The organism is Mesorhizobium sp. 1M-11 (assembly GCF_001303895.1).
Lineage (GTDB): Bacteria > Pseudomonadota > Alphaproteobacteria > Rhizobiales > Rhizobiaceae > Mesorhizobium.
This window is the reverse complement of record NZ_LJSD01000075.1, coordinates 98,483-116,154: the sequence shown is the minus strand read 5'-3', so window position 1 is coordinate 116,154 and position 17,672 is coordinate 98,483. Positions and strand designations below refer to the sequence as shown.

Here is a 17,672-nt window from a genome sequence, read left to right as displayed (position 1 = left end):
GCTACTGTTCGGTGGGAGGGGCACCATCAGGTGATTGTTGATACGGTCGCCGGTGGGCTTTCGAAAGGCCTCTTCCAATGTCCAAAAACCTGAAAACCGCCATCATCGGTATCATTGTTGCCTTGGTTGTTGGCCTGGCCGTCAACTATGGGTTCATCAGCCAGCAGACCGCCGACGAGATCAAAGCCAAGACCGACGAGGTTCTGACCAACGAGCAGCCGGCACAGCCCAGCGAGCCAACTGCCCCCACCCAGCAAACAGCACCGGCTCCCGACACGCCTTCGGCCGAACCAACGCAAGCGCCTGAACAGGAAGCCGAGACGCCGGCGCAACCGCCTGCCTCCACCGGCAGTCAGGAACCGGCACAGCCAGCGCCTGCAAACTAGGCATTTCGAATGCCTGGCTGATTGGCTTTGGACGAGAAGTTCCGTACGAAACGGACAATGCGAATGGTGTCACTCACCATTCGCCATTGGTGCCGTTGCCGATACTCAGGCAGATGCTTTCTGGAGCGCCAATCTCCGATCAGCTCGGTCTAGTGCGTTTCCGTTTTTCACGGAAACGCTCTTACTTTTTTGTTTTTTCGCAATTCCGGACGGAAAACCGCAACACACTTTTCCTGGAATTGCTCCAGCACCTCAAGCCGCTGCGGCGGTGCGCACGAAGCGTGCTTTTTCAGCGAGTTGCCGGGTGGCGTCGACCGTATCCTGGGCGGCGTACCAGTAACGCTCTTTCAACTCGATGTTGAACAGCACCCCATCCGGGAATTCGCATTCGGTCATCAGTCTGTCCCAGGGGATATCGCCCCAGCCGACCGGCAGGTGAAGGTCGCCGTGGCCGTAGGCGACGCGCTCGCCATCGGTGAACATCCAGATGTCGTCCTGGCGGCCGAAGCTGTCATGAACGTGCAAATGGCGCGAGTAGGGCGCCAATGCCTTTACTTCCTCGACAAACGCGTCGCGGCGGCCGTCGAAATCGAGTTTCAGATAGGCGTGGCTGAAATCGAGCGTCGCCATGACGTTCGGATGGTTGATCGCGCCAAGTTCCGTGGCAAGCCGTGACGGAGAGGCTGCGAGTCCCTTGCCTTCATATCCGGCAAACAGGGTCTCGACGCAGAGGATCAGCCCGTGCTGACGGGCGATGTCGCCGCTCTTGGCCAGCCATTCGCGCTGGCGCTGATAGCCGGCCTCGATGCCATTGGCCTGCTGCATCGGCATCAGGCCGGAATGGATCACATAGTGTTCGGCGCCGACCTCGGCCGCCACTTCCAGAGACGCCTGCAGCACTTCGAAATGACGCGGCAGCCGATAGGTCTCGTCCATGAAGTTGATGGCGAGGGGGCCGTGTACGGAATAGACGACATCGCGGCCGGCGCAGGCGCGCTTCAGGGCGGTGAGCTGCGGCTTCCTGATCTTGCCGCCTACGACGATGTCCATGTCGTAGGTCGGCAGTTCGATCGCCTCGACGCCGAGCTCCTCAATCATGTCGAGCTCCTCGGCAAAGTCCGAGAGATCGTTGGCGCGTTTGTGAGCAGAGATTCCAGTGCCGGTGACGGCTGACATGGGCGTGGTCCTTCAATTGACAGGCTGGGCATTTGCGGGCTGGGGTTCGGCCGAGCGATGCTCGACAGGCCGTTCGACACAATGCCGCGCTTTCATGTCCGGCATCTGACCGGCACATGACACTTCCCTGACGCCGCCTGGGGAAAACCGGTTGCGGGGGGCTGCAACCAAGGCTCGACAGCAGCCGGCAAATGTCATTGAATCGTCATCTGATCGTCATGGATGAGGATTCGAGCGATGCGTCGCATGGCTTTGCATTCGGCAGTCCTGGCCGCTTCGGTGCTTGTCACCGGCGAAGCGGGCGCTGCCGATCTCACATCGACCGAATTGAAGAATGAATTGGTCGGACGCTCGATCGCCTGGTGGGAAGATGGCGGCTGGCGCGGCGGCTCATTGATATTGGCGCCCGACGGCTCCGCGGAGATCACGATTGACAATTCGGGCGACAATTCGGCTCGGCATGGCGACAGGGGCCGCTGGGCGCTCCGCAATGGCGAACTGTGTACCGTGTGGAGCGAGATCCGCGACGGTGGCGAGAAGTGCTACAGCGTGCGCCGCGGCGAACGTGGGCGCTTCGTCACCAGCGGCGGCAACGTCTTCGAAATCCGCGATGCCGGCGTCTGAGCCGGAATGGATGTGCAAGTCCGATCTTTGGGAACACTCCGACCCAGGTAATGAATAACCGTGCTGCCAACCCGGTAGGGGGCGGGATTGTGTGGGGATTGTCGTCATTTCATCACGAAACCACAACGCGGCTGTCATGTGATCTCTCTAGGGGAGGCGCCGTAGCGGGTGTTTCGCTCGCGCAGCAACCTTCCTGTCTGGAGAGGACGAATGAAACGATTGATCCTGCTCGCGACGACGGCCGTCGTCCTTGCCAGTGGCGCCAATGCCGCCGAACGCACGAAATTCGAATTCTGGTACGGCCTGACCGGCGACCTCGGCGAGGTGGTGGCCAAGCACTGCCAGCTGTTCAACCAGTCGCAGGACAAGTACGAAGCCGTCTGCACCGGGCAGGGTGGCTACGACAAGGCTGAGCAGAACACCATCGCGGCTTATCGTTCCAAGCAGCATCCCACCGTCGTGCAGATCTATGATGCCGGCACCGTGAACTTCATGCTGTCGGGCGCCATCTATCCGGCCACCAAGTTCGCCAACGACTACAAGCTCGACATCGACTGGAAGGCCTACTTCCCCGGCATTGCCAACTACTACGCCACTTCCGCCGGCGAGATGTGGTCGTTCCCCTACAATTCATCGACCGCCGTCTTCTACTGGAACAAGGAAGCCTTCGCGAAGATCGGCAAGACCGAAGCACCGAAGACCTGGGCCGAGTTCGGCGAAGACCTGAAGGCCATGAAGGCCGCCGGCGTTCCCTGCGGCTTTGCCTTCGACTTCGATTCCTGGATGGATCTCGAGCAGTTTTCGGCCACCAACTCCATTCCGCTTGCCACGCTCGACAACGGCTATGGCGGCCTCGGCGCCGAACTCGCCTTCAACAAGACCGCCTTCGTCGACCACATGAAGGACTTCAAGTCCTGGCTCGATGCCGGTTACGCCAAGATCCAGACCAAGCAGATGGGCAAGGACGTCGTCCAGGCCTTCGCCGACGGCACCTGCGCCGCCACCATCACGTCGATCGCCAACCATGGCACCGTCCACAACACCCAGGCCAAGGACCTGAAGTGGGATGTGGCGATGATGCCGGTCCTCGATGCGGCCAAGCGCACCAACTCCATGGTGGGCGGTGCTTCGCTGTGGGTCATGGAAGGCAAGTCGAAGGAAGAATACGAAGCTGCCGCAGCTTTCCTGAAGTATGTCACGGCTCCGGACACCGGCGAGAAGTACATCGCCGAAAATACCGGCTACATCCCGGTCACGACCAAGGGTTATGAGCTCCTTAAGGCCGACGGCTTCTACAAGGATCCGAAGCGGGTCAACCGCGACATCGCGATTGCCTCGCTGACCGCGTCCGACGTCACACCGCTGTCACGCGGTATCCGTCTCGGCAACTTCACCTCGATCCGCGCCGAGCTGCGCTCGGAGCTGGAAGCTGCCTTCACCGGCCAGAAGGACATGCAGGCTGCGATCGATACCGTCGTTGAACGCGGCAACCAGATCCTGCGCCGCTACGAGCAGACCTACAAGGGCGTGGCGCTGCCGTAAGCTGAGACGACAGACCCCAGGCGCCGCGGCAAAGCCGCGGCGCTCTTTTCATAATCATGACAAGGCAAGGAGCGTCCGCATGGAAAAGCGTGCCACCTTCTCCAATCTGTGGCTGGCGGCGGCCTTTATTGCCCCGCAGATGCTTCTGATCTTCGTCTTCTTCTACTGGCCTTCAGGCGAAGCGCTCTACTGGGCCGTGACGCTGGAACCGCCCTTCGGCGGCAGCAACCAGTGGGTCGGCCTGCAGAATTTCATGACCGTCTTCGAGGATCCGAAATATTGGAACTCGGTACGCGTTTCATTGACCTTCGCCTTTTCCGCAACGGTATTGTCGCTCGCCATTGCAGCGTTGCTTGCGCTGTTCGTGGACCGCCGGCTGCCCGGCCACCAGGTCTACAAGTTCACCTTTTTCCTGCCTTACGCATTGGCTGCGCCGGCGGTCGGCCTGGCATTCCGTTTCATCTTCTCGCCTGACGCCGGCTTTGTGTCGGCCATCAACCACGCCTTTCCCGGTCTCTGGAACCCGGCGCTCAACGGTTATGATGCCTTCATCCTCATCGTGCTGGCGCAAAGCTGGAAGATGGTGGGGTACAATTTCATCTTCTTCCTGGCGGCCTTGCAGTCGATCCCGCGCACGATCTCGGAAGCCGGCGCGATGGACGGCGCAAGCGTGCTGCAGCGCATGCGGGACATCCAACTGCCGTTGATCACGCCGACGCTGTTCTTCCTGATCGTGATCAACATCACCGACAGTTTCGTCGACAGTTTCGGCATCGTCGACATCACCACGTCGGGTGGCCCGGCGCGGGCGACCGAACTGATGGTCTACAAGATCTATACCGACGGCTTCCAGGGCAAGGACTACTCGCTCGCCGCCGCGCAATCGATCGTGCTGATGGTGCTTGTGATCGCGCTGACCTTCATCCAGTTCCGCTTCGTCGAGCGGCGCGTCCACTATCGCTGAGCGGAGAGCCAAACCGTGATCGAACGCACCCCTGTCCTCGACTTCATCACCCACGCTCTGCTCATCGGCAGCCTCGTGGCGCTGCTCATTCCTTTCTGGATCATCTTCGTGGCGGCGAGCCACGACTTCCATACGGTGAACCAGGTGCCCATGCCGCTCATGCCTGGCAGCCATTTCCTCGAGAACATGGCCACGGCCTGGGAACGTGGCAATTTCGGCCGGGTGATGCTGAATTCGATCGTCGTGGCTGGCGGCGTCACCATCGGCAAGATCGTCATCGCGGCTCTTTCCGCCTTCTCGATCGTCTATTTCCGCTACAAACTCCGCATGGTGATGTTCTGGCTGATCTTCATCACCCTGATGCTGCCGCTGGAAGTGCGCATCGTGCCGACCTATGCGGTGGCCGCGGATGCGTTGCGCCCATTCAAGGCGATCTTCGAACTGTTCGGGATCTCGGTCGGGCTGCCGGAATGGAACCTGCTCAATTCCTATTCCGGCCTGATCCTGCCGCTGATCGCCACCGCCACCGGCACCTTCCTCTACCGCCAGTTCTTCCTCACTGTTCCCGACGAGTTGACCGAAGCCGCAAAGATGGATGGCTCGGGGCCGGTCCGCTTCTTTCTCGAAGTGCTGATGCCGCTTTCCAAGACCAACATGGCGGCACTCGCCACCATCATGTTCGTCTGGTCGTGGAACCAGTATCTGTGGCCGCTGCTGGTGGTGACCGATCAGCAGAACTTTGCCACCGCCACCATGCAGCTCCAGAAGATCGTGCCGGGACCGGTGTTTGGCGAACCGCCGATCTGGAACGTGGCCATGGCCGCCAACCTGATCGTGCTGACCCCGCCGGTGCTGGTCACCATCTTCCTGCAGCGCTGGTTCGTGCGCGGCCTCATCTCCACTGAAAAATAAGGGACGACATCCCATGGCCGAAATCACCTTGCGCGATGTGCGCAAATCCTACGCCAAGAACGAGGTCGTGCATGGCGTGAACCTCGACGTTGCCAGCGGCGAGCTGATCGTCATTCTCGGTCCTTCCGGCTGCGGCAAGTCCACGCTGCTGCGCATGGTGGCCGGCCTGGAATCGATCACCTCCGGGGAGGTCGCGATTGCCGGACGCGTGGTCAACAGACTGGAACCGCGCGAACGCGGTTGCGCCATGGTGTTCCAGAATTATGCGCTCTATCCGCATATGTCCGTGGCGAAGAACATCGGATATTCGCTGAAGATCGCCGGGCTTTCAAAGGCCGAACGCACCGAGCGCGTCAACAAGGTGGCAGCGACGCTCGGCCTGACCGATTTTCTCGAGCGCAAGCCGGCTCAGCTCTCCGGCGGCCAACGGCAGCGCGTGGCCATGGGCCGCGCCATGATCCGCGAACCGAAAGTGTTCCTTTATGACGAGCCGTTGTCCAATCTGGATGCAACGCTGCGTGTCGCCATGCGCGTTGAAATCCGCAAGCTGCACCAGCGTCTCGGCGCAACCACACTTTTCGTCACGCACGATCAGGTCGAGGCGATGACCCTGGCCGACCGCATCGTGGTGATGAACAAGGGCGGCATCGAGCAGGTCGGCACGCCGAGCGAGGTCTATGGACGGCCGGAAACCACCTATGTCGCCAATTTCATCGGTTCGCCCGGGCTCAATCTGCTGAAGGGCGCCGCCCATCCGGACGAAGGCGTCATCAAGCTGCCGGATGGCCAGCAGCTTGCCTATGACCGCAATCAATGGCCGGAGATCGGCCACGGTCCGGTGGTCGTCGGTTTTCGTGCGGAAGCAGTGAAGTTCGGTTCGGGTCCACTCTCCGCACGCTTCGACTTTGCCGAAGAACTCGGCATCGCCAAATTGCTGCATGGCTCATTCGGCGGGCAGGGAATGATCGTCCATGTCGCGACGCATGAAGATCTGCAGTCGGGCCAGCCGTTTTTCTTCTCGGTCGATCCCCGGGACATCCAGCTGTTCGATGCCGATGGCGGCCGACGCCTGGAGGAGGCGAGGACACCAGCGGCTCGCACGAAAATAGCCGCGCCGATCCAGGTCCGTGCCTGAAGCGTCCAGCTCGAGCTTACTTGCGGTTTACGACATGGCGTTAGGCTTGCTCGCGTCCGATTCGTAAGGGAAACGCCGTGAGCAAGATCGTCACTTCATTCGCCCTGGTTGCGGTTTTCTCCGCCCTGCTGATGGCCCTAAGCCTCGCTGTCGCACAACATGGTTATCCGTTCGGTGCGATCGGCGTGAAGCGGCTGGATGACATCGCGGATGCAACGACTTTCCTGCCACTGGCGGCGCTGTATTTCTTTTCGGCCATGCTGATGATGGTGTTGCCTCTGCGCGCGGCGAGCATCGTTCTGCTCAATGCCGCCGATATCGTCGTCTGGGCCGTGGTGGTGCTGTTTGCCAGCATCGTCGGCTCGCTGGCGGCGCGCTGGGCTTTCGGACAAAGCAGTGCGCCGTGGGCGCTGTGGAACTGGCGTTTCCTGTTCGTCGCGGCCGTCGTCGGCTGTCATCTCGTCATGAACGAGCTGCGGCGCAACGTTCTCTTGCGCAGCCTTTTCCTGGTTGTTTTCGCGGCTGCGACGCTTGCCTGCCTGTTCTGGTCCTTCGTAATTTAGAGCGCCGCCCTCCGTCTGGATGGGTGAAAGATCCTCCAATACGTTCAGGCTGCGCATCGTGCTTGCCGAAAATTGATTTCGATTTTCGGGCCGATGCGATAGCCTGGAAATCAGGACCGGGGCGGGTTTACAAGCTGTTATCCATTCCCGTTCATGCGATTTTATTGCCGCTGATCTAGAGAGGGGACAAGGACGGAATGTTCCTTGTTGGGCAGGGTGGCTATCGTGAGCGATGTAAAGTCGAAAATTCGTGAGGTTCTGGCCGCACGGGGCGGCTTGCCGGGCGGAATAGAGTCGCTCAGCGATCAGTCCGATCTCTATGCGGCAGGCTTGTCTTCCTTCGCCTCGGTTCAGATCATGCTGGCTCTCGAAGAGGCGTTCGACCTCGAATTTCCGGATTCGTTGCTCAACCGAAAGACGTTCCAGAGCGTCGATGCGATCGCCGCCGCCGTGCAAGGCATTCTCAGCGGGGCTCAGGCGGCAGAATGAACGCGCCGGCCAGTACAGGTCTTGCCGAACGCGCCGGGCGTGTTGCGGCAGTCGCTGCCGTTCATGCCGACGATGTCGACGTCAAAAGCCGTTTCCCCCGGGAGGCCGTCGATGCCATGCGGCTCGAACGGCTGCTCTCCATGCAGATCCCTGGCGAGCTCGGCGGTGAGGACGCAACGGTATCGGACGTCGCCGAGATCTGTTCGCTGATCGGCCAGTCCTGCGCCTCGGCGGCGATGGTGTTCGCCATGCACCACATCAAGCTCTCCAGCCTTGTCTCGCACGGTTCGGAAAGCGACTGGCACCGTGCCTTCATGCGTCGCATCGCCGACGAACAACTGTTGCTGGCATCCGCCACCACCGAAGGCGGTATTGGCGGCAATCTGCGCAACAGCATCTGCGCCATCGAGGTGAATGGCGCCGACTGTCATCTGGAGAAAGACGCCACCGTCATTTCCTATGGCGAATATGCCGACGCCATCCTGATCACCTCGCGCGCCAATGCCGAGGCTGCCTCCACTGACCAGGTGATGACGGCGTTCACCAAGGATCAGTACACCCTGGAACGTACCCAGGTGTGGGATACGCTCGGCATGCGCGGCACCTGCTCGGACGGCTATCTGTTCAAGGGCGATGCGCCGGCCGCACAAATCCTGCCGAAGCCGTTTGCAGAGATCGCCGCGCAGTCGATGCTGGCGACCTCGCATCTGTTGTGGAGCGCGGTCTGGTACGGCATCGCCGTCAACGCCATGGCGCGCGCGCAGAGCTTCGTGCGCGCGGCTGCCCGCAAGAGCCCCGGTGCGCCGCCGCCCGGCGCATTGCGGCTTGCCGAGGCTTCCAGCCTGCTGCAACTGCTGAAATCCAACATCATCGCCGGGCTGCGCGAATTCGAGGCGGCGAAGGCCGACCACGACCGGCTGTCTTCCATCGGTTTCGCGGTGGCGATGAACAACGTCAAGATCGGCTCTTCCGAAACGATCCTCACCATCATCAACCATGCCATGCTGGTGTGCGGTATTCTCGGTTACAAGAACGGCACGCCCTACAGCCTTGGCCGCCACCTGCGCGACGCGCATTCGGCGCAATTGATGATCTCCAACGATCGTATTCTCGGTAACACGTCGAACCTCCTGCTTGTGCACAAGCAGGACACGAGCCTGATGGGGTAAGCCATGGACCAGCAAACCTCGCTTCTCGACAGGCTGTTCGAAACCGGCCTGCTCATCGCTACCGGCGTCGAAGGGCTTTACGGCCGCAGCGGCCGCTTCGAGGACATCATCACCCGTTTCGAGGCGCTGATCGACAAGGCCGGCGGCGGCGACAGCGCCGAGCCGATCCGTTTTCCACCCGGCATGAACCGCGCGCATTTCGAGGGCAGCGGCTACATGAAGAGCTTTCCGCAGCTTGCCGGCACGATTCATTCTTTCTGTGGAAACGATCTCGACCACATGAATCTGCTGCAATGCATGGAGGCCGGCGAAGACTGGACCAAGACCCAGGAGGGCACCGACATCGTGCTGACGCCGGCGGCCTGCTATCCGCTCTACCCGACGGTGGCCAAGCGTGGTCCGTTGCCGGAGAATGGCGGTCTGTTCGACCTGCAGTCCTATTGTTTCCGGCACGAGCCATCCAACGATCCGGCGCGCATGCAGCTTTTCCGCATGCGTGAGTATGTGCGCCTGGGTACGCCGGACCAGGTGATGGCCTTCCGCAATGACTGGATGGAGCGGGGCAAGGCACTGATGGCCTCCGTGGGCCTCCCGGTCGAAATCGACGTCGCCAACGATCCGTTCTTCGGCCGTGCCGGGCGTATGATGAAGAACAATCAGCGGGACCAGAACCTGAAGTTCGAATTGCTGATCCCGATCACCTCGACCACGAAGCCGACGGCCTGCATGAGCTTCAATTATCATCAGGATCATTTCGGCAAGGACTGGAAAATCAGCACGGCCGATGGTGGTGTCGCCCATTCCGCATGCGTCGGTTTCGGGCTGGAGCGTATCGCGCTGGCGCTGCTCAACCATCACGGATTGGATATCGACGCGTGGCCGGCGCCGGTTCGCAAGACGTTCGGGTTCTGATCTTGGCGCTGCCGACGGTCTTTTCCGGGCTCGATCCCGCCAGCTACAAACCGCATGCGCTGCACCAGCCGGAGCGCATGTGGCCGGAAACCAATTGTTACGTCGATCTGTGGATCGAGACGCTGCATGCCTTCGGCAGTGAACCGGAAGCGATGCTCGGGTTCACGCTGACGCAGGATTTCGAGGGCGACCAGTTCACCTTCTTCAAAGTGCCGCTCGAGGACCTCGAGGCGCTGTACGGCATCCGTTGCACGGAACTGGCCATCTATGACCGGGTGGAAGCGCATGTCGCGGAACAGTTGATCCGCGGCCGGCTATGTCTGGTGGAGATGGACAGCTTCTACATGCCCGACACGCACGGCGTCGGCTACAAGAATGAACATGCCAAGACGACGGTCGCGATCAACCGGCTCGATCCTGCCGGCCGCAGCATCGACTATTTCCACAATGCCGGTTTCTTCCGGCTGGAGGGCGATGATTTCGACGGTTTGTTCCACATGAAGGATGGGTCGGAGGAACTGCCGTTCCTGCCCTACACGGAATTCGCCAGGTTCCCAGCGCAACGACCCGCGCATGGTCATCTGCATGCGCATGCCGAGCGGCTGGCAAAACAGCATTTCGCGCGCCGGCCGGCCGACAATCCAGTGGCGGCCTTTGCCAAGGCATTTCCAGGTCAGGTCGAGAAGGTGGCGGAGCGGCCATTCGATTTCTTCCACAAATATGCGTTCAACACGCTGCGTCAGCTCGGCGCCAATTTCGAACTGGCCGCCAGCCATCTTGATTGGCTGCGTCCCGACGGCTCGCTGGCTGAAGCTGCCGGGCACGCGCTGCGCATTTCCGAAGTCGCCAAGGCGACGCAGTTCCAGGTGGCGCGTGCCGTCGCACGGCGCAAGTTCGAGCCGCTGGCGACCGCCCTCGATCCAGCTGTCGAAGCCTGGGACGCTCTGATGCGCGGCCTGGCCGGCAGGCTCGGCTGAGCGGTGTCGTGAGCGCAGACACTCCAGCCCATGGCGATCGTCGCCTGGATCAGGGCTGGCGGATGGCGTTGACGCCTCCCGGAACCTGGGGTCCGCCGCCTTTGGATGCCGGGGCTTTCCCGACTGTCGAGGCACCTGTGCCTGGCACTGTTGCAGGCGCATTGGAACGCGCCGGCCAGTTCGACCGCACGGCACCGCGGCCGCTGAACACATCGGATGCCTGGTATTTTCTCGATCTAGCGGAAGAGGCACCCGGCCCTGCCACGCTTCACTTCGATGGGTTGGCGACGATCGCGGAAATCTACTGGAACGGTGAGCTGGTAGAGACTTCCAGCTCGATGTTTGCCGGACATGATCTGGCTGTCGCCTTGACTGGAAACGACCGGCTGGCGATCTGCTTCCGGACGCTTGCGCCACACCTTGACAAGCGCGGCCCGCGCGCGCGCTGGCGGCCGCAGATGATCACGCCGCCGGGGTTGCGGCTGGTGCGTACCACCGTGCTTGGTTACATGCCTGGCTGGTGCCCGGAAATCCACGCCGCGGGGCCCTATCGGCCGATCCGGCTGGCAAGGCCAGAGCGAATGCTTGCCCGTGACGTCCGCATCGCGGCGACGCTCGACGAGGATGGAACCGGGCAACTCGCGGTGAGCTTTGCCGCGCCGGAATTGGCTGACCCGATCAAGATAGGCTGTGCCGGTCGCGAGGTTGCGCTGTCCGGCAAGGATGGGCGCTTCGAGGGCCGTCTTTCGATTCCGGACGTTGCCGTATGGTGGCCGCGCACGCACGGCACGCCAGTCCTGCACGATGTCGAGCTTCGGGTGGGTGACAAGCGGCACGTGCTGGGCCGGACCGGTTTCCGTCGCATTCGTGCCGACCGCGGGCACGATGGGCGGGATTTCGCGTTGATCGTGAATGGCGTGCGTGTCTTCTGCCGCGGAGCGGCCTGGACCAGTGCCGACATCGTCGACCTGCCGGGCGGACGGGACCGCTATGCGCCGCTGCTCGAACTTGCGGCCGATGCGTGCATGAACATGCTCCGCGTCGGCGGAACCATGGTCTACGAGACGCCTGAATTCTTCGCGCTCTGCGATGAGCTCGGCATCATGGTCTGGCAGGATTTCATGTTCGCCAATTTCGACTATCCGATTGGCGATGCCGATTTCGCGGCATTGGTGCGTGCGGAAGCGGAACAGTTCCTGCACGGCATTTCAGCTTCGCCATCGCTGGCGGTGCTGTGTGGCGGCAGCGAGATGGCGCAGCAGGCGGCGATGCTGGGATTGCCGCCAACGTCATGGTCGGGACCGCTTACGGACGAGTTGCTGCCCGGCATCGCCGCCGCGATCAGACCGGACGTGCCTTATGTGCCGAACAGTCCGAGCGGCGGGGCGATGCCGTTCTCGCCCAATGAAGGGGTGACCCACTATTACGGCGTCGGTGCCTACTGCCGGCCGCTGGACGATGCCCGCCGCGCCGGTGTGCGTTTTGCCGCCGAGAGCCTGGCCTTCGCCAATGTGCCGGACCAGGCTTTGCTCGACAACGCCTTGCCGGTGCCGGCTGTGCACGACCCGCGCTGGAAAGCGCGCGTGCCACGCGACCGTGGCGCGTCATGGGATTTCGAGGACATCCGCGAGCATTATCTGGCGCTGCTCTATGGCGTCGATCCGGTGCGGTTACGCCGCGAGGATCCTGTCCGGTATCTCGACCTGTCGCGCGCCGTGACGGGCGAAATCATGGAGGCGACTTTCGCCGAATGGCGGCGGCCGGGTTCCGCCTGCAACGGTGCGCTGGTCTGGACGTTCCAGGATCTGCTGCCGGGAGCGGGTTGGGGTGTGGTCGATGCGACGGGTATGCCGAAGCCCGCCTGGTACGCGCTGAAGCGGGCATTCCGTCCGATCCAGATCATGCTGACGGATGAAGGCACGAACGGTGTCGACGTGCATGTCGTCAACGACGCCGACGACGATCGCCATTTGATTGTCGAGCTTGCTTGCCTGCGCGACGGCATGCAGCCCGTGGTGCGTGGCGCCCGGCCGGTCATCGTTCCAGCTCGTCAGGATATCACCTTGCCGGCCACAGATTTGTTCGGCGCCTTTTTCGATACCGCCTATGCTTTCCGTTTCGGTGCGCCCTCGCATAATGTGACGGTCGCCCGGCTGAAGGACGCCGGCAATCAGAACCTTGTGGCGGAGGCGTTTCATTTTCCGCTCGGCCGAGCCGAAGCATTGACTGAGGCTGTCGTCACAGCGGAGCTTTCGGAAGACGAGGGAGGCTGGTTGCTGGCGTTCTCCGCCGATCGTCTGGCGCAGTCGGTCCATGTCGATGCGCCCGGTTTCCGTCCTTCGGACAACTGGTTCCATCTGGCGCCGGGAGAAACGAAGGGTGTGCGGCTGGTTCCGCTTGGCAATGCCGGAAAGCCCAGTGGCGAAGTCCATGCGTTGAATGCAAGGGCAACCGCGCGGTTCTGACCAGGCTATTGCCCGGGTTCGCCTGCTTTCACAGCCGCAGCCAGGATCCGTTCGCGCACAATCGCCTTGGCCGCCGGCGGAGAGATGTTGTGATCGGCGCCGGGAATGATCTCGACCGAGACATTGCCGTAGCGTTTCAGATTTTCGCCATTTCTGCCGAGATAGAAACGGAAGCGGTCGAGGCCGATATCGTTGGCGCTGTAGATCAGCGTCAGCGGCATGTGTCGTTCGGTGAGCCGCTTGAACGATGCGTAGGTTGCTTCCTTCAGGCGCGCATATTTCGATAGCGGCGCCAGCACGGCCGGCATCTTGCCAGCGAAACGGTTGGCGAGCTGCTTGGCGATGTTGACCGTCGCATAGCGTATGTTGACGCGGCCGGCCCGCAGGCGCCGCAACGTGTCGATGCTGATCATGCGCCGGCCATAATCCTCGAGTGAACGGGCATTGTAGCGCAAGGCGTCGTCCACCACGTCGTCCTTGTCCCAGACAAAGGTGAAAGGATTGACGACGACCGCCGCTTTGCAGCGTTCGTCCGCGACGGCGCTGCGGAAGGCGAGATAGGCGCCGCTGCAACGGCCGGCGAGCATCGCCACGCCGAGCGCCAGCCCGTCAAGCAGGTCGATAGCGGCCATGACGTCGTCGATCTGATGATCGGTGTAGAGCACCTGCTCGGGCACCCCGATGGCAGGGGGGCTGTCCCCGACATTGGCCGCGTCGAAACGCAACGAGGCGACGCCTTTGGCGGCTAGGTAACGGGCGGTCTCGGTCGTCATCCGTGCCCAGCCGGCCAGCCGGTCATTGGCGGTGCCGAGATAGACCACCGTGGCGCCCCGCTTTTGACCGCGTGGTTGGCAGAGAATGCCGAAAAGGCGATCATCGGTGCCGAAGCGCAGCGGTGTCTCGACGAAACCGGGACCTTCCAGCCGCGCCGTAACCGGCACTTCCGGGATCTGCGCCTTTCTGCTTTCCGATCGCGCGGTCGCTTCAGAGACCCATTCAACGATCTGTCGGGTGACCTCGAGCGGTTGCTTGGCGATTGTCGGGTTGGAGACCAGGTCGTCGTAGCCAAGATAGGGCAGGCGGGTGACGTCGGCGCCCAGCGCCACCAAATGTGCCGAGAGCGCGACGTCCTTGTCTCGCGCAGGCCGTTCCAGCATCAACACCTGGCTGGCGGGCAGGGCGGGCAATGTCTCGATGTTGAGGTTCTTGACCTCGGCGGCGATCTCGTCGGGCATGATCAGGCCCGCAACGGCGACATGATCGGTGATGCGCTGGTCATCCCGAAGCCCCAGGCCTTCGTCCACCATCTTCGACCAGGCGGCCAACTCACGTAGATAGAACCGCCCGCTGACCACCGGCGCCATCAGGACGATCGCATCGACGACTTCGAGCCTTGGACCGATGGTGGCGGCCAGCGTTGCGCCGAGCCCATGGCCGATCAGGACGAGCCGGGTTGCCCCGGAAAGGCGGCGCAATTCCATGGCAGCGGCAAGTGCGGCGCTTTCCCAGATAGCGAGACCGTCCGCGAAGTCTCTCCGGTCGAGCGCATCGCCGGTGCCCGGATAGTCGAAGCGCAGGCTGGGGATGCCGCACGCCGCCAGGCGATCGGCAAGGTCGCGCCAGAGCTTGCGCGTACACATCTCTTCGAAGCCCCATGGGCTGAGGAAGAGCACCGCGCTGTCGCGAGGCTCGGAGCCGGGTGCCGCATCCGCATAAAGCGCGACAGTATCCGAAAACGTGACCGGGCGCGCGGCTGCAACCTGTCTTTGCGGCCCCGGCACCGCAGCCACATCGTCGGATGGGCGGGGAGCAGGATGAGCGATCATTTCGAAGCCTGCGAGGCGGAAGGCAATGGGGCGATCAGGCCGAAGAGCAGGCGTGAAACGCGCCCGATGCCTGACGGGAGACGCGATTGCAAGCCATCGATCACAGTGGCGTCCTCGGGCGGTATTGCCGCCAGCAGGCGCAACACAAGAGCGTAGGCGAGCGCGCCAGCAGCGATGCCGGCGGCTATGGCGGGCACGCCATGCATGACGCGCGTGACCATCAAGGCGACTATGCCGCAGGCGACGGCGGCAAGAGCCACCTTGATCACAACGACAATCAGCTTGCCTGCTCCGCTCTCCAGCTTGATATGGCTGACCAGAAGCGCGCTCATCGCCAGGAAGACCAGACCACGGACACTCGAGGCCCCGACGATGCCCCACAAAGGCACCGCAACCAGACAGCCGATCACCATGAGCACAGCGCCGATGCTGCTGATCACCAGGCGGTCCTTCACCTGGTCCTTGGAATAGAGGTACTGGGTGGTGAGCTGAATGAAGACATAGGCTGGTGAGCCGATGGCGAGGATGGCGACCACCGCGCCAGCCGGTTCGAAGGCGGCGCCGAAGACTGTGACGACCAGAGGCGATGCGACCGCGGCAAGGCCGAAGCAGAGCGGAAAGGTGATGTAGGAGAAGGACCGCACGACGGCTGCGAACAGGTCGGTGGCTCCCGCGCCTTCGCTCGCTTCATGCCGCTCGGCATAAAACGGGATCAGGCTGCCGGTCAGTTGCACGGGAAGCTGCAGGGCGAGATTGGCCAGAGACAGCGCGACCGCATAATAGCCGACGTCCTGCGAGTCGCGGAAATGCTGCAGGAAAACCAGCTCCGGCCTGGTGAGGAACACGGCGGTGATGACGAATTCGAAGAACAGCAGCAGCGAGGTCGCGGCAAGCGCACGGGCACTGTGGCCGGCCTTGTTGCGCCGTGTCGACAGAATACCCAGCGTGTAGAGGAAGAAAACGGATTGGCCCGCGATATAGCCGAGCAGCGCACCCTCGGTACCGGCCACCAGCGCGCCGACCAGGACTATGCCGAGTTGCAGTGTCGATGTGATGGCAGTGAAGACAAAGAACGTGCCGAGCCGCTTTTCGCCGATCAGATAGTTCTTGGTGAAGGAACCGATCGACTGAATGAACAGCAACACGGCGGTCAGCGCCGCGACGCCGGCCGTGCTGTCGGTCCACGCTATGCCGCCGCCCTTCCAGCAGAACAGGGCGTACAGTGCGGTGAGCAATGTCGTGGCGACGAAGACGGGTAAAGCGAGATAGGCGGCAAAGCCACGCCGCTCTTGCGCGTCGGCACCTTTCGTTTTCAATTGCGGCAAAAGCCTTAGAAGCAGGATGCCGGTGCCGAGTTCCGCCACCAGCGAGCCGGTGGCTGCCACCCACAGCGCGAAGGCGACAGTGCCGTTGGCGGCAGGGCCGAGCAAGCGTGCGACGATGACGGAGCAAGCGAAGCCGGTGATCAAGAGCAGCATGCCTGCCGCCGCATTGATCAGCGAATTCGACATGATGCTTCTGCTCAAATGGTCCCCCGCAACCATGGTGCGCCGCACACCGATCCTGGCCTCACCTTAGACGGAAAGGGGTTCGCATGCACCTTAAACAGCCTCAGGAAGCCGAGGCGCCGTGCGCGGCAGGACCTGGCGCGGTGCGCCAGCTGACCCAGCGGCCGACGAAGATGTTCCAGGAGCGGCGTGCCATGCCGGGTTTGCCGGAAAGCGCATAGATGACGATGCCGGCCAAGGGGCGCAGCAGCCGGGGCAGGTAGTCGCTGAAACGATAACCGTGCTTGCGCATGACATAACCGAGGCCTGTGGAATAGACGCGTATCTTGGCGACCGCCGCGGCTGTGGTCTGATCGGAGCGATCCTCCGGATGATGGCCGGTAAGGGCAGGATCATACCAACCCTTTCGTCCGGCGGACAAAAGCTTCAGCGCCAGGTCCTGGATCTCATAGGCACCCCAGGGTGTGCCGGAACCGGGGCCGATGGCGACGTCGAAGCCGCCTGCGGCATCGAAGTCAGACTTTTTCACCACCAGCATCCATTCAATCAGTGTCGTCCAGATCGTCGCGCGCTCGATCGGCATCGCCTCGGCGGCGAAATCGCCCATGATGGTCTGACCTTGCGTATCGGTGGCGCGACCGCTGAAGAAATCAGCCGGATGAGTTTTCTTGAGAGCGTCGATGCGCGCGAGGAAATCCGCGGGATACCAGCAGTCATCGTCCGGGAAGACCAGCCAATGACCACGGGCCTGCGCTGCTCCAAGATTGCGGGCGCGGCAGACACCCTTCCTGTCGGCACGCAGGTGTATGATGGTAACCGACTCCGCGAAGCCGGCCAGAACCGGCATCAGCCGATCGTCGGGGTTCTGATCGACGACGATCAACTCGAAATCATTGCGGTCCTGAGCCGCCAGCGAGCGCAGCAGCCCATCCAACTCGTGCGAACGGCCGAGTGTGGCGACGACCATCGAGGTCTCGATTTTCGGACCATTCCGGGACATGCATGCCCTGTCTGCGGCGAGATT

General features: G+C 62.2%; 16 protein-coding genes. 12 read left to right on the top strand and 4 right to left on the bottom strand.

What is annotated here, in order from left to right:
• The first annotated feature begins 77 nt into the window (after nt 1–77).
• Nucleotides 78–386: a hypothetical protein gene (locus AO692_RS29960; protein WP_054313689.1), complete on the top strand. Its 309-nt coding sequence runs from the start codon at nt 78–80 to the stop codon at nt 384–386.
• Nucleotides 387–638: 252 nt separating this feature from the next.
• Here the strand turns inward: AO692_RS29960 and AO692_RS29955 are convergent, their stop codons facing one another.
• Entirely contained in the window at nt 639–1,562 is a 924-nt protein-coding gene (locus AO692_RS29955; protein WP_054313688.1) for a sugar phosphate isomerase/epimerase, read from the bottom strand.
• 246 nt (nt 1,563–1,808) lie between these two features.
• Between AO692_RS29955 and AO692_RS29950 the strand changes: the two genes are divergently transcribed.
• From AO692_RS29950 to AO692_RS29900, 11 genes are all read left to right on the top strand, one after another.
• Complete coding sequence (locus AO692_RS29950; protein WP_152980028.1) at nt 1,809–2,186, top strand: hypothetical protein; 378 nt, start codon at nt 1,809–1,811, stop codon at nt 2,184–2,186.
• Between the two features lie 210 nt (nt 2,187–2,396).
• Nucleotides 2,397–3,728: an extracellular solute-binding protein gene (locus AO692_RS29945; protein WP_054313686.1), complete on the top strand. Its 1,332-nt coding sequence runs from the start codon at nt 2,397–2,399 to the stop codon at nt 3,726–3,728.
• 79 nt (nt 3,729–3,807) lie between these two features.
• A complete protein-coding gene (locus AO692_RS29940) occupies nt 3,808–4,692 on the top strand; it encodes an ABC transporter permease subunit (RefSeq protein ID WP_054313685.1) in 885 nt (294 codons plus the stop codon).
• A 15-nt stretch (nt 4,693–4,707) separates the two neighbouring features.
• Nucleotides 4,708–5,604, top strand: coding sequence for a sn-glycerol-3-phosphate ABC transporter permease UgpE (ugpE, locus tag AO692_RS29935; RefSeq protein ID WP_054313684.1), 897 nt, complete (start codon nt 4,708–4,710; stop codon nt 5,602–5,604).
• Nucleotides 5,605–5,617: 13 nt separating this feature from the next.
• On the top strand, nt 5,618–6,739 hold the full coding sequence (gene ugpC, locus AO692_RS29930; RefSeq protein WP_054313683.1) for a sn-glycerol-3-phosphate ABC transporter ATP-binding protein UgpC: 1,122 nt from the start codon (nt 5,618–5,620) through the stop codon (nt 6,737–6,739).
• A 77-nt stretch (nt 6,740–6,816) separates the two neighbouring features.
• Nucleotides 6,817–7,302 (top strand): hypothetical protein, encoded by a 486-nt coding sequence (locus tag AO692_RS29925; protein ID WP_054313682.1) that lies wholly within the window; start codon nt 6,817–6,819, stop codon nt 7,300–7,302.
• Between the two features lie 225 nt (nt 7,303–7,527).
• Nucleotides 7,528–7,791 carry an acyl carrier protein gene (locus tag AO692_RS29920; RefSeq protein WP_054313944.1) on the top strand — a complete coding sequence of 88 codons (264 nt, stop codon included), beginning with the start codon at nt 7,528–7,530 and terminating at the stop codon, nt 7,789–7,791.
• Nucleotides 7,788–8,960: an acyl-CoA dehydrogenase family protein gene (locus AO692_RS29915; RefSeq protein ID WP_054313681.1), complete on the top strand. Its 1,173-nt coding sequence runs from the start codon at nt 7,788–7,790 to the stop codon at nt 8,958–8,960. The genes AO692_RS29920 and AO692_RS29915 overlap by 4 nt, the downstream gene beginning before the upstream one ends.
• Nucleotides 8,961–8,963: 3 nt before the next feature.
• A complete protein-coding gene (locus AO692_RS29910) occupies nt 8,964–9,872 on the top strand; it encodes an amino acid--[acyl-carrier-protein] ligase (RefSeq protein ID WP_054313680.1) in 909 nt (302 codons plus the stop codon).
• Between the two features lie 8 nt (nt 9,873–9,880).
• Nucleotides 9,881–10,849, top strand: a complete 969-nt coding sequence (locus AO692_RS29905; RefSeq protein WP_054313943.1) for a DUF1839 family protein — start codon at nt 9,881–9,883, stop codon at nt 10,847–10,849.
• Nucleotides 10,850–10,857: 8 nt separating this feature from the next.
• Complete coding sequence (locus AO692_RS29900; protein ID WP_244483553.1) at nt 10,858–13,314, top strand: glycoside hydrolase family 2 protein; 2,457 nt, start codon at nt 10,858–10,860, stop codon at nt 13,312–13,314.
• A 5-nt stretch (nt 13,315–13,319) separates the two neighbouring features.
• Here AO692_RS29900 and AO692_RS29895 read toward each other — a convergent pair whose 3' ends face one another.
• The 3 genes from AO692_RS29895 to AO692_RS29885 all read right to left on the bottom strand — a co-directional run bounded on the left by AO692_RS29895 (nt 13,320) and on the right by AO692_RS29885 (nt 17,615).
• A complete protein-coding gene (locus AO692_RS29895; RefSeq protein WP_152980027.1) occupies nt 13,320–15,140 on the bottom strand; it encodes an alpha/beta fold hydrolase in 1,821 nt (606 codons plus the stop codon).
• A complete protein-coding gene (locus AO692_RS29890; RefSeq protein ID WP_244483552.1) occupies nt 15,137–16,651 on the bottom strand; it encodes an oligosaccharide flippase family protein in 1,515 nt (504 codons plus the stop codon). The genes AO692_RS29895 and AO692_RS29890 overlap by 4 nt, the downstream gene beginning before the upstream one ends.
• Nucleotides 16,652–16,751: 100 nt before the next feature.
• Entirely contained in the window at nt 16,752–17,615 is an 864-nt protein-coding gene (locus AO692_RS29885) for a glycosyltransferase family A protein (protein ID WP_054313678.1), read from the bottom strand.
• Nucleotides 17,616–17,672 lie beyond the last annotated feature (57 nt).